This is a genomic window from Pseudomonas sp. RW407 (genome assembly GCF_003176655.1).
GTDB lineage: Bacteria > Pseudomonadota > Gammaproteobacteria > Pseudomonadales > Pseudomonadaceae > Pseudomonas > Pseudomonas delhiensis.
On record NZ_QGSL01000029.1, the window covers coordinates 588824 to 601205 of the forward strand.

The following is a 12382-nucleotide window of genomic DNA, read 5'->3' on the forward strand; positions in this document are numbered from 1 at the left end:
TGCGGGCCCGAGCACGAAGCGCCTGTTCAAGGCCACGGCGGGCTCGGCCATGGAGCCGGCCCGAGGTTGCGGTGAAGCGGCGTACAACCGCGAACGGTTGTACGCCCTACGCTCCGGCGAGCCCGTCGGTGCTTACAAATGCGCCTCGGCGAACTCCGCCAGCACCGAGCGCGGTACCCCCTGCAGGGTCACGTGCACGCCGTGGGGGAAGTCCTTGAAGCGTTCGGTCAGGTAGGTCAGGCCGGAGCTGGTGGCCGACAGGTAGGGGGTGTCGATCTGCGCCAGGTTGCCCAGGCAGATCACCTTGGAGCCGTTGCCGGCGCGGGTGATGATGGTCTTCATCTGGTGCGGGGTGAGGTTCTGGCACTCGTCGATGAGGATCAGGCTCTGCTGGAAGCTGCGGCCGCGGATGTAGTTCAGCGACTTGAACTGCAGCGGCACCTTGCTGAGGATGTAGTCGACGCTGCCGTGGGTGCATTCGTCGTCCGAATGCAGGGCCTCTAGGTTGTCGGTGATGGCCCCCAGCCAGGGCTCCATCTTCTCGGCCTCGGTGCCGGGCAGGAAGCCGATGTCCTCGTCCAGGCCCTGCACGCTGCGGGTGGCGATGATGCGCCGGTAGCGCTTGGTGACCATGGTCTGCTCGATGGCCGCGGCCAGGGCCAGGATGGTCTTGCCCGAGCCGGCGGCGCCGGACAGGTTGACCAGGTGGATGTCCGGGTCGAGCAGCGCGTACAGCGCCAGCGACTGGTACAGGTCGCGCGGGCGCAGGCCCCAGGCTTCCTGGTGCAGCAGCGGCTCCTGGTGTAGGTCGAGGATCAGCAGCTCGTCCTGCTGGATGCCCTTGATCCAGCCGACGAAGCCCTGCTCGTCGACGATGAACTCGTTGATGTGCACCGCCGGCAGGTTGTCGGTGAGCTGCACGCGGTGCCAGGTGCGGCCGTGGTCCTGGCGCGTCTCGACCTTGCTGACGCGGTCCCAGAACGAGCCGTTCAGCGAGTGGTAGCCGCGCGGCAGCAGGGCCACGTCGTCGATCAGCTGGTCGGTGTGGTAGTCCTCGGCCGCCACCCCGCAGGCGCGCGCCTTCAGGCGCATGTTGATGTCCTTGGTGACCAGCACCACCCGGCGGCTGCTGTTGCGGCTCTGCAGCTCGACCAGTTGGTTGATGATCTTGTTGTCGTTGAGGTGCTCCGGCAGCCAGGTGATGGGCTCGGCGCGCTTGCTCATGAGGATCGACAGGCTGCCGCAGGGGCCGCTCTTGCCACGCTGGATGGGTACGCCATCCTCCACCTGCTCCGGGCTCGCCTCGCCGAGCACCTGGTCGATCAGGCGGATGGCCTGGCGGCATTCGGCGGCGACGGAGTGCTTTCCGGTCTTGAGCTTGTCGAGTTCCTCCAGCACCGTCATCGGGATGGCGACGTGGTGTTCCTGGAAGTTGAGCAGGGCGTTGGGATCGTGGATCAGAACGTTGGTGTCGAGGACGTAGAAGATCGGCTGGCTGGTGCTGGAACGTCCGTGGTCATCCATACGCGTGTCACCTCATTCTGGGGGCGTTACGACGGAATGCCGTGACAGCGCTCCGCCGTGCGGTGAGACGCCGGCTCTCGATGCCGGGGCTCGAGAGAGGTGCAAGCAAGGGACGGGCCGGGGCCGCCACCTGTCTGCAGGGTTCGGCGGTCTACGGCTCCAGAAATACAGGAAAAAACATGACGATAAAAAGTCTTTTTGCTTCTCAGAAAACTTTTTTTCGTCCGACGACGAAATACCTTGGCGAGGGCCCCGCGGAGCGCTAGTTTTAAAAGTCCTACCGCCCGCGAACCCCCTGCCATTTTTCGGCAAATCAGTCCCTTAGCCCGCCGAAGAACGCCTGTGCGTTGCGCTCGAGCGTCTGCAGGTGGTAGCCGCCTTCCTGCACGATGACCTGCGGCAACCCCAGCGACGCCACCTCGCGCCCGAGCCGGGCGAAGCCCTCGGTGCTCACCGCCACCTTGGACTGCGGGTCTTCGCGGTAGATGTCGAACCCCAGGGACAGCACCAGCGCCTGTGCCCCGAACTGGCGCACCGCCTGCAGCGCCTTGCCCACCTGGGCGAAGAACTCCTCCTCGCTGGCGCCATGGCGCATCGGCAGGTTGAGGTTGAAGCCCTCGCCGCGGCCCTCGCCGCGCTCGTCGTCGAAGCCGGCGACCACCGGGTAGAAGTTGGTCGGGTCACCGTGGACCGAGACGTAGAGCACGTCGTCGCGGCCGTAGAAGATTTCCTGGATGCCCTGGCCGTGGTGCATGTCGGTATCGAGGATGGCGACCTTGCCGAACCGCGCGCGCAGCTCGGCGGCGGCGATGGCGGCGTTGTTCAGGTAGCAGAAGCCGCCGGCGCCCTCCTCCCGCGCATGATGGCCCGGCGGGCGGCACAGCGCGTAGGCCGATGGCGCGCCGTCGCGCACAGCCCGCGCAGCCGCCACCGCGCTCTGCGCCGACCAGTAGGCCGCGCGCCAGGTGTGCCGGCCCACCGGGCAGCTGCCGTCGGCGAGGTAGCGCGCCGCCTGGGCGAGGATGCCGCGCAGCGGGTTGCCCTCGCGGATGAACACGTTGGACATCACCTCGTCGCCCCAGTCCTCCGGCACCTGGTGCCAACGCTCATAGGCGTGCTCGAGAAAGTCCAGGTAGGCGGCGCTGTGCGCCGCCAGCAGCGGTTCGCGGCCGAAGTCCCGCGGTTCGTCCAGCGCGAAGCCCAGCGCGCGGACGGCCGCCAGCAGGTGCTCGGCGCGCTGCGGGACCTCCTGCGGGGTGCGCATCTGGCCACGGGAAAAGTAGCTGCGCGGCACGTGCAGCAGCTGGTCGGGGTGGAAGAAGGTCTGCATGGCTGTCTCCTTCAGTCGATCCGGCCGGCGCGGGCCAGCACGGCGTTGAGCAGGACGTCGGCGCCCTGGGCGGCGTGGGCGGGGATCACGTCCTCGGCCTCGTTGTGGCTCAGGCCGCCGACGCAGGGGATGAACACCATCGCGGTCGGGCAGTTGCGCGCCAGGTGGATGGCATCGTGGCCGGCGCCGCTGACGATGTCCTGGTGCGAGTAACCCAGCGCCCGCACCGCCTCGCGCACGTGGCCGACGCAATCGGCGTCGAAGGGCGTGGCCGGGCTGAGCCAGTGCAGGCCCGCCTCCAGCGCCAGCCCGCGGCGCGCGGCGATGGCCTCCAGCAGCGCACGCGCCTCCTGCTCCATGGCGCCTATCACCTCGTCCTGGTGGTGGCGCAGGTCGATGGTGAAGTCCACCTGCCCGGCGATGGTGTTGCGCGAGGACTTGGCGATCGCCAGCTGGCCCACGGTCACCAGGCCGTGGGGCGCGAAGCGCTGGGCCAGCGCCTCCAGCGCCTGGATCATCTCGGCGGCGCCGAACAGCGCGTCGTGGCGCAGCGGCATCGGCGTGGTGCCGGCATGGGCGGCCTGGCCGCCCACGCGCACGTCCAGCCAGCGGATGGCCTGGCCGCCGGTGACCACGCCGACGTCGATGGCGTTGTCCTCCAGGATCGGCCCCTGCTCGATGTGCGCCTCGAAGTAGGCATCCAGCCGACGCCCCAGCGGCAGGTCGCCCTGCCAGCCGAGCGCCCGCAGGGCCTCGCCGACGCTGACGCCCTCGGCATCCCGGGCGTTCAGCGCGGCGTCCAGCGCCATGGCGCCGGTGAAGGCCGCCGAGCCGAGCATGGCCGGGGTGAAGCGCGCGCCTTCCTCGTTGGTCCAGACCGCGACCTCCAGCGGGCGGCGGGTGCGGATGCCCTGGTCATTCAGGCTGCGCAGCACTTCCAGCCCGGCGAGCACACCGTACACGCCGTCGAAGCGGCCCCCCTCGGGCTGGGTGTCGAGGTGGCTGCCCATCACCACGGGGTCCAGCCCATCGTCCTCGCCGGCGCGGCGGGCGAACAGGTTGCCCACCGCGTCGCGGCGCAGGCCCAGGCCGGCGTCGCGGCACCAGCCTTCGAACAGCTCGCGGCCGTGGCGATCCTCTTCCGAAAGCGCCAGCCGGCGCGAACCGCCACGGGCGGTGGCGCCCACCCGGGCCATGTCCATCAGGCTCGCCCACAGGCGCTCGGCATCGATCTTCAGCATCAGGGTCTCCTTGGAATCAGGCGGTGGCCGGCGCGGTACGCACGCGCAGCCGGCGGTCGAGGCCGACGATGCACAGCAGCGAGAGGCCGGCCAGCAGGGAATAGAACAGCGCCAGGGGCAGCCACTGGCCGTCGAAGCGGTGCGCCAGCCAGGTGCCGATCAGCGGGGTGAGCCCGCCGGCGATGGCGCCGCAGACCTGGTAGGCGATGGAGATCGCCGAATAGCGCACGCGGGTGTCGAACACCTCGCTGACGAACCCGGCGATCACCGAATAGAAGCTGGCCATGCACACCACGGCGGTCGCGATACCGAGGATGATCGCCAGCGCATGGCCCTGGCTGACCAGCAGGAACATCGGATAGGGCGAGGCCACCGCCAGCAGCGCGGCCAGCTTGAGGAAGCGCGCCGCGCCCATGACTTCGGCCAGCCGCGCGGCCAGCGGCTGCACGCAGAGCTGGATGACCGCCACGTAGAACAGGCAGTCGAGGATCAGCGCTCGGTCGATGGCGAGGTTCTGCGTGGTGTAGGAAATCATGAAGGTGTTGGTGAAGTAGACGCCGGCGATGCCGATGGTGTTGGCGCCGATGCACAGCAGCAGTGGCCGCCAGGCGTTGCGCAGCACTTCCAGTGCCGGCAGCTTGTGCTGCCGGGCCTGCTGCTTCACCCGGGCGAACTCGGGGGATTCGTTGACGCCCAGGCGAATCGCCAGGCCCACCAGCAGCAGCGCCGAGCTGGCCAGGAACGGCAGGCGCCAGCCCCAGTCGAGGAAGGCCGCGCCGTCCAGGCTGGTGACGGCCTTGAATGCCAGCAGCGAGAGGATCAGCCCGGCCGGGCTGCCCAGCTGGGCGAAGGAGGCGAAGAAGGTGCGCCGGCCGCTGGGCGCGTGCTCTCCGGCCATCAGCACCGCCCCGCCCCACTCGCCGCCCACGGCGATGCCCTGGACGATGCGCAGCGCCACCAGCAGCACCGGCGCCAGCAGGCCGACCTGCCCGTAGGTCGGCAGCAGGCCGATGCACACGGTGGCCACGCCCATCATCACCAGGGTGACCAGCAGCGCCTTCTTGCGCCCGATGCGGTCGCCCAGGTGGCCGAAGATCAGCCCGCCCAGCGGACGCGCGAAGAAGCCCACGGCGAAGGTGCCGAAGGCGGCCATGGTGCTGAGGAACTGGCTTTGCGAGGGGAAGAACAGGGTGCCGAACACCAGGGCGGCGGCGGTGGCGTAGATATAGAAGTCGTACCACTCGATCATGGTACCGATGAAGGCGGCCGTGGCGGCACGGACCGGCTGTGGCGCGGGTTGGGACATGTCAGGCTCCCGATCTTGTGGTTTGTTCTGGGCAGCGGCGGTAGGGCTTGGCGCTCTGCGGCGCCTGTGGACGTTATCGCCCCCGGCTGGATAATCAGTCAATTTTCTAATCATTATTCAAAGAATAATTGCTGCTTATAATCAGTGGATTGCCCCACGGAGCCTCGCGATGGAACTCGGCCGCCACCTCAACGACCGCCTGGACTGGAACCTGCTGCGCACCTGGCTGGTGATCGGCCAGGAACGCAGCATCAGCCGCGCCGCCGCGCGCCTGCACCTGACCCAGCCGGCGGTCAGCCAGGCCCTGCGCCGCCTGGAGGAACAACTCGGCGCCGCCCTGGTGCAGCGGCGCGGGCCGCGCTTCGAGGTCACGGCGCTGGGCGAGGAGATCCTGCGCATCGCCGGCGACGTCAACGGCAACGTCTCGCGCCTGGCCGCCGCCCTGGAGCAACCGGCCGACCAGGTGGTGGGCAAGGTCCGCCTGCTGAGCATCAGCCGGATCCAGTCGGACTTCTACGACGGCTTCCTCGCCGACTTCCACCGCGCCCACCCCGGCGTGGAACTGGACATCGAGGTGATGCGCAGCGCCGACGTGCTCAGCGCGCTGCAGCAGAAGACCGCCACCCTCGGCCTGGCCCTGTGCCGCCAGCCCTCGCCGCGCCTGGAGCAGCGCGCCTTCCTGCGCCAGCGCTACGTGTTCCTCTGCGGCCGCCACCATCCGTTCTTCGGGCGCCGCGACCTGCGCCTGGCCGACCTGCAGGGCGAGAACTACGTGACCTTCACCAGCGACCAGATCGGCGAGGTGCTCTCGCCGCTGACCATCTTCCGCGACCAGCAGGGCTTCACCGGCAAGCTGGTGGCCTCCTCGCCCAGCCTGGAGGAAGTCCGCCGCCTGGTGCACTGCGGTTTCGGCATCGGCTGCCTGCCCCGGCACATAGTCGCCGACGACCTGGCCCGGGGCCGCCTCTGGGCGCTGCCGCCGGAGGACGGCGTGGCCGACGTGGACATCCACCTGCTGTGGAACCGCGAGCAGAAACACACCCAGGCCGAGCGCTGCTTCCTCGGCGAACTGCTCAAGCGCATGGAACAGGTGCCGGTGGAACAGCGCCTCCTATCGTCCCCATAGCTGGAGCCGACGCCCGCGACTCCCTACAATCGCCCGACGCTTCGAGGAGACCGCACGATGCTGATGGTGATTTCCCCCGCCAAGACCCTGGACTACGAGACCCCGCCGGTCACCGACCGCCACACCCTGCCGCTGCACCTGGACGATGCCCAGGAGCTGATCGGCGTGCTGCGCGAGATGACCCCGGCGCAGATCGGCAGCCTGATGAGCCTGTCGGACAAGCTCGCCGGCCTGAACGCCGCGCGCTACGCCAGCTGGCACCCCGACTTCACCCCGGCCAACGCCAGGCAGGCGCTGCTGGCCTTCAAGGGCGACGTCTACACCGGCCTTGCCGCCGAGGACTTCGACGACGCCGACTTCGACTTCGCCCAGCGCCACCTGCGCATGCTGTCCGGCCTGTACGGCGTGCTGCGGCCGCTGGACCTGATGCAGCCCTACCGCCTGGAGATGGGCACCAGGCTGGCCAACGCCCGCGGCGCCAACCTCTACGAGTTCTGGGGCGAGCGCATCAGCGCCTGGCTCGGCCAGGACCTCGCCGAGCAGGGCGATGCCGTGCTGCTCAACCTGGCCTCCAACGAATACTTCGGCGCGGTGAAGCGCAAGGCGCTGGACGCCCGCATCATCGACACCGAGTTCAAGGACCTGAAGAACGGCCAGTACAAGATCATCAGCTTCTACGCCAAGAAGGCCCGCGGCCTGATGGCCCGCTACGTGATCAAGGAGCGCCTGACCGACCCCGAGAGCCTGAAGGACTTCGACTACGCCGGCTACCGCTTCGCCGCCGAGGCGTCCTCTGCCGACCGCCTGGTGTTCCTGCGCGACCAGCCCGACGCCTGATTCGCCCCCGAAAGTGGCGGCCAAACGGCCGCCACACCCTCCCCGCGCTACCGTCGATCCCCTTCCGGGCGCCCCGCGCCGTCGAATTACCCACACGGCGAAAATGGTCAAGGCTACCGTTCGTCGGTAACCGTGGGGACTTTGAAAAAATTTTTCTCGCCCCCACGCGCCATCACCGCCGTGAAAAAGCGCCAGTTTTGCCATCGCGGATGTAATCCATTGGCCATTAAAAGCATCCCGCCATTACATGCAATTCAAGATTGCAAGTTGCACGAAATACCTTGAAACACCCTCCCGGGCATCCTGAACGGTAGCTGAACGAAGTGTAAAACGACTGAATCACTGCGGAACTTTTCCCAACCGTTGCATTTTGCAAGCCCGCCGAAAACGACGTTCGCGTTACAAGCTGATATCAAAAGCGCGCTATTTGATGGCCAATGGATATTTAATTCCGACGGCCTCACAGGATGGGTGGCAGGAACTATCGAGCGGCGTCGAACATCCTACTTCCGCAACGCCCAATCATGGGTTTGTTGCCCATAACAGGTTTTTCGAAAACGCATCGAGCGGCGCTCGACGGCCTCGTTCAACCTGAATAATTTCAATGGCTTATGAAATTAATGCAGAACTCCAAAGCAAACTTTAGTGCATCAGAAGAGTGCAATTAGTTCTAACTTTGCAATCCTCCTGAAACATTAAAGTGCATGCCGCGGAACTCTGCCCGAATTGAGTGCAGAAAATTCGAGTCACTCACGGACTGCCTGAAGCGGCGCGCCTGAAAGGGGCGCCGCGACAAAAGGGAATTGGCCAGACGGCCAACTTTTAACAGCTCGACAAAGCAGAGGTGAATACGATGCGTATCAGCATCTTTGGTCTTGGCTACGTCGGTGCAGTATGCGCCGGTTGCCTGTCCGCCCGTGGTCACGAAGTGATCGGCGTGGACGTTTCCACCACCAAGATCGACCTGATCAACCGCGGCAAGTCGCCCATCGTCGAACCGGGGCTGGAGCCCCTGCTGGAACAGGGCATCCGCACCTCGCGGCTGTCGGGCACCACCGACTTCAAGCAGGCGGTGCTGGACAGCGACGTCTCCTTCATCTGCGTCGGCACCCCGAGCAAGAAGAACGGCGACCTGGACCTGGGCTACATCGAGAGCGTGTGCCGCGAGATCGGCTACGCCATCCGCGAGAAGGCCGGCCGCCACACCGTGGTGGTGCGCAGCACCGTGCTGCCGGGCACCGTGAAGAACGTGGTGATCCCGATCATCGAGGACTGCTCGGGCAAGCAGGCCGGCGTCGACTTCGGCGTCGGCACCAACCCGGAATTCCTCCGCGAGAGCACCGCGATCAAGGACTACGACTTCCCGCCCATGACCGTCATCGGCGAGCTGGACGCCCAGACCGGCGACCTGCTGGAGGAAATCTACCGCGAGCTGGACGCGCCGATCATCCGCAAGTCCATCGAGGTCGCGGAAATGATCAAGTACACCTGCAACGTCTGGCACGCGGCCAAGGTCACCTTCGCCAACGAGATCGGCAACATCGCCAAGGCCGTCGGCGTCGATGGCCGCGAGGTGATGGACGTGGTCTGCCAGGACCGCAAGCTGAACCTGTCGCGCTACTACATGAAGCCCGGCTTCGCCTTCGGCGGCTCCTGCCTGCCCAAGGACGTGCGCGCCCTCACCTACCGCGCCGGCCAGCTGGACGTCGAGCACCCGATGATCGGCTCGATCATGCGCAGCAACGCCTACCAGGTGCAGAAGGCCTTCGACATCATCACCGCCCACGGCAGCCGCAAGGTCGGCCTGCTCGGCCTGTCGTTCAAGTCCGGCACCGACGACCTGCGCGAGAGCCCGCTGGTGGAACTGGCCGAGATGCTCATCGGCAAGGGCTACGAGCTGCAGATCTTCGACCGCAACGTCGAGTACGCCCGCGTCCATGGCGCGAACAAGGAGTACATCGAGTCGAAGATCCCCCACGTCTCCTCGCTGCTGGTCTCCGACCTCGACCAGGTGGTGAAGACCTCCGACGTGCTGGTGCTGGGCAACGGCGACGAGCTGTTCGTCGACGTGGTGAACAAGGCGCCCGAGGGCAAGAAGGTGGTCGACCTGATCGGCTTCATGGCCCACGGCTCCGACGAGCGCGCCGAAGGCATCTGCTGGTAAGCGCCACCGGCTCTTCGTAGGAGCGAGCTTGCTCGCGAACGCTGTTCCCCGGCGACAACCGGAGCCGGGGCGGTTCGCGAGCAAGCTCGCTCCTACGGGAGCCACCTGCCCCTTCGACGCAACGACGGACCTCATCATGGATGCATACAAACGAGCCCTCGGCGAAGCCACCGGCTGGCTGGCCTTCCTCTGCCTGCTGATGGGCCTGGCGCTGGTCGTGCCGCCGACGGTGTTCGACCCCAATGCCCGCGACTTCCTGCTGATCATCGGCGCGGTGGGCATCTGGCGCTACTCCATGGGCGGCCTGCACTTCCTGCGCGGCATGCTCTTCCTGCACGTCGTCTACCCGCACTACAAGCGGCGCCTGCGCAAGCTCGGCAAGGCGGCGGACCCGTCCCACGTCTACCTGATGGTCACCAGCTTCCGCATCGACGCCATGACCACCTCCATGGTCTACCGCTCGGTGATCCAGGAGGCCATCGCCTGCGGCTACCCGACCACCGTGGTCTGCTCCATCGTCGAGATGTCCGACCAGGTGCTGATCAAGCAGCAGTGGCACAAGCTCAACCCGCCGGCCCACGTGAAGCTGGACTTCGTGCGCATCCCCGGCACCGGCAAGCGCGACGGCCTGGCCCACGGCTTCCGCGCCATCTCCCGGCACATGCCCGACGAAGGCTCGGTGGTGGCGGTGATCGACGGCGACACCGTGCTCGAACCCGGCGTGGTCAAGGCCACGGTGCGCTGGTTCAAGCTGTTCCCCCGCGTCGGCGGCCTGACCACCAACGAATTCTGCGAGGTGCAGGGCGGCTACGTGATGAGCCAGTGGCACAAGCTGCGCTTCGCCCAGCGCCACATCAACATGTGCTCCATGGCCCTGTCCAAGCGCGTGCTGACCATGACCGGGCGCATGTCGGTGTTCCGCGCCGCGGTGGTCACCGACCCCGACTTCATCGCCGACGTCGAGGCCGACCACCTGGACCACTGGCGCCTGGGGCGCTTCCAGTTCCTCACCGGCGACGACAAGTCCAGCTGGTACAGCCTGATGCGCCTGGGCTACGACACCTTCTACGTGCCGGACGCGGCCATCAACACCGTCGAGCACCCGCCGGAGAAGAGCTTCGTCAAGGCCAGCCGCAAGCTGATGTTCCGCTGGTACGGCAACAACCTGCGGCAGAACTCCCGCGCCCTGGCCCTGGGCCCGCAGCGCCTGGGCTGGTTCACCACCGTGGTGCTGTTCGACCAGCGCCTGTCCATGTGGACCTGCCTGCTCGGCCTGGTGGCGGCGATCATCGCCAGCATCAAGTACAGCATCACCTTCCTGCTGGTGTACCTGCTGTGGATCGGCATCACCCGCCTGATCCTCACCCTGCTGCTGTCGCTGTCCGGCCACCCGATCGGCCCGGCCTACCCGCTGATCCTCTATTACAACCAGATCGTCGGCGCCCTGGTGAAGATCTACGTGTTCTTCCGCCTCGACCAGCAGTCCTGGACGCGCCAGAGCACCAAGCTCGAGCGCGGCCTGAACAGCTACCAGCGCTGGTTCAACACCTGGTCCTCGCGCGCCATGACCTTCTCTGCCGCCAGTGTGTTCGTCGCCGTACTCCTGACGATCGTATGACCCCTTGAGCAACCGGCCCGCGGCCGATCCGACCCGTTTCGAACATAGGACCGACTTCATGAATACCGCCGTCAACGTCAACGTCGTGCACGAATCCGAAGCCCAGCGCCAGCATGCGCGGGTCAAGCTGCCCGCGCGCATCCGCTACATCGGCGCCAACCGCGAGGGCGTCGACGCAAGGCTGCTGGACCTTTCCGCCGGCGGCTTCGCCTTCACCGCCAGCGGCGCGCCGATCCAGGTCGGCGACATCCACAAGGGCAAGCTGCTGTTCCAGATCGACAGCATCAGCTTCGCCCTGGAGGTGGAGTTCCAGGTGCGCTCCTTCGACCCGGACAGCCGCCGCACCGGCTGCGAGTTCCAGCACCTGAAGCCGCGCGAGGTCGCCGCCCTGCGCTACCTGATCACCGCGTACCTGGCCGGCGAGGTGGTCAGCGTCGGCGACATGCTCAACACCCTGCAGCGCGAGAACTTCACCAAGGCCCGCAAGCACGGCGGCGCGGGCGGCGGCATGGGCTTCTTCGGCCGCGTCCGCGCGGTGACCCTGAGCACCGCCATCTTCGTGGTCGGCGTCGGCGCCTTCGCCTTCATCCTCAACCAGCTGTACAACCTGTACTTCGTCACCCATGCCGACTCCGGCGTGGTCAACATCCCCGCCCAGCAGATCACCATGCCCCGCGAGGGCACCGTGGACAGCCTGGTGCAGCTGGACGCCGAGGTGGCCAAGGGCGCGCCCATCGCCACCTTCTCCACCAGCCTGCTGGACCTGCTCAAGGGCAACCTGTCCGACGAGCAGCTCAACCCCGGCAACATCGAGAAGCTCTTCGGCCACCAGCTCAAGGGCACCCTCACCAGCCCCTGCGACTGCCGGGTGATCGAGCAGCGCGTCGCCAACGGCCAGTACGCCAACAAGGGCGACGTGATCTTCACCCTGGCCCCGCGCGAGGCCAGCGCCACCGTCGAGGCGCGCTTCGCCTACCGCAACGCCGCCGAGCTCTCGCCGGGCACCCTGGTGCACTTCCAGGTCGCCGGCGACAGCGAGGTGCGCAGCGGCCGCATCCTGCGCACCGCGCCGGTGGACGGCGACCTGTCTTCGGAAATCCGTGCACAGATCCAGCCCGAGCAGCCGCTGGACAGCCAGCTCGCCGGGCGTCCGGCGGAAGTCAGCATCGGCGGCCTGCCCGGCCGCACCCTGCTGAACAAGGCCATGGCCATGGCCACCGCGCGCTGAGGACCGAA

The 12382-nt window shown here is 67.1% G+C and carries 9 protein-coding genes; 5 read left to right on the forward strand and 4 right to left on the reverse strand.

The features are described from left to right. Positions 1-132: 132 nt before the first annotated feature. From DK254_RS03525 to DK254_RS03545, 4 genes are all read right to left on the reverse strand, one after another. On the reverse strand, positions 133-1524 hold the full coding sequence (locus DK254_RS03525; protein WP_089389571.1) for a PhoH family protein: 1392 nt from the start codon (positions 1522-1524) through the stop codon (positions 133-135). A gap of 313 nt (positions 1525-1837) precedes the next feature. After that, positions 1838-2854 carry a histone deacetylase family protein gene (locus DK254_RS03535; protein ID WP_109932254.1) on the reverse strand — a complete coding sequence of 339 codons (1017 nt, stop codon included), beginning with the start codon at positions 2852-2854 and terminating at the stop codon, positions 1838-1840. Between the two features lie 11 nt (positions 2855-2865). Continuing rightward, positions 2866-4095 carry a Zn-dependent hydrolase gene (locus tag DK254_RS03540; RefSeq protein WP_109932256.1) on the reverse strand — a complete coding sequence of 410 codons (1230 nt, stop codon included), beginning with the start codon at positions 4093-4095 and terminating at the stop codon, positions 2866-2868. Positions 4096-4111: 16 nt separating this feature from the next. Next, positions 4112-5401 carry an MFS transporter gene (locus DK254_RS03545; RefSeq protein WP_109932258.1) on the reverse strand — a complete coding sequence of 430 codons (1290 nt, stop codon included), beginning with the start codon at positions 5399-5401 and terminating at the stop codon, positions 4112-4114. Positions 5402-5570: 169 nt separating this feature from the next. On the opposite strand from DK254_RS03545, the gene DK254_RS03550 reads away from it, so the two are divergent. The 5 genes from DK254_RS03550 (at position 5571) to DK254_RS03570 (ending at position 12374) form a co-directional block, all read left to right on the forward strand. Further along, the gene (locus tag DK254_RS03550; RefSeq protein ID WP_109932260.1) at positions 5571-6527 is read left to right on the forward strand and encodes a LysR family transcriptional regulator; all 957 of its coding nucleotides are present in this window, start codon (positions 5571-5573) and stop codon (positions 6525-6527) included. A gap of 57 nt (positions 6528-6584) precedes the next feature. After that, positions 6585-7364 (forward strand): peroxide stress protein YaaA, encoded by a 780-nt coding sequence (gene yaaA, locus DK254_RS03555; protein WP_109932262.1) that lies wholly within the window; start codon positions 6585-6587, stop codon positions 7362-7364. Positions 7365-8217: 853 nt separating this feature from the next. Further along, complete coding sequence (algD, locus tag DK254_RS03560) at positions 8218-9528, forward strand: GDP-mannose 6-dehydrogenase (protein ID WP_109932264.1); 1311 nt, start codon at positions 8218-8220, stop codon at positions 9526-9528. A gap of 133 nt (positions 9529-9661) precedes the next feature. Continuing rightward, a complete protein-coding gene (alg8, locus tag DK254_RS03565; protein WP_109932965.1) occupies positions 9662-11146 on the forward strand; it encodes a mannuronan synthase in 1485 nt (494 codons plus the stop codon). Between the two features lie 58 nt (positions 11147-11204). After that, positions 11205-12374 carry an alginate biosynthesis protein Alg44 gene (locus DK254_RS03570; protein ID WP_109932265.1) on the forward strand — a complete coding sequence of 390 codons (1170 nt, stop codon included), beginning with the start codon at positions 11205-11207 and terminating at the stop codon, positions 12372-12374. The last annotated feature ends 8 nt before the right edge of the window (positions 12375-12382 follow it).

Bases quoted from the DNA above. Each gene is read 5' to 3' on its own strand.
- DK254_RS03525 (WP_089389571.1), bottom strand. From the start codon at position 1,524: ATGGATGACCACGGACGTTCCAGCACCAGCCAGCCGATCTTCTACGTC.
- DK254_RS03535 (WP_109932254.1), bottom strand. From the start codon at position 2,854: ATGCAGACCTTCTTCCACCCCGACCAGCTGCTGCACGTGCCGCGCAGC.
- DK254_RS03540 (WP_109932256.1), bottom strand. From the start codon at position 4,095: ATGCTGAAGATCGATGCCGAGCGCCTGTGGGCGAGCCTGATGGACATG.
- DK254_RS03545 (WP_109932258.1), bottom strand. From the start codon at position 5,401: ATGTCCCAACCCGCGCCACAGCCGGTCCGTGCCGCCACGGCCGCCTTC.
- DK254_RS03550 (WP_109932260.1), top strand. From the start codon at position 5,571: ATGGAACTCGGCCGCCACCTCAACGACCGCCTGGACTGGAACCTGCTG.
- yaaA (WP_109932262.1), top strand. From the start codon at position 6,585: ATGCTGATGGTGATTTCCCCCGCCAAGACCCTGGACTACGAGACCCCG.
- algD (WP_109932264.1), top strand. From the start codon at position 8,218: ATGCGTATCAGCATCTTTGGTCTTGGCTACGTCGGTGCAGTATGCGCC.
- DK254_RS03570 (WP_109932265.1), top strand. From the start codon at position 11,205: ATGAATACCGCCGTCAACGTCAACGTCGTGCACGAATCCGAAGCCCAG.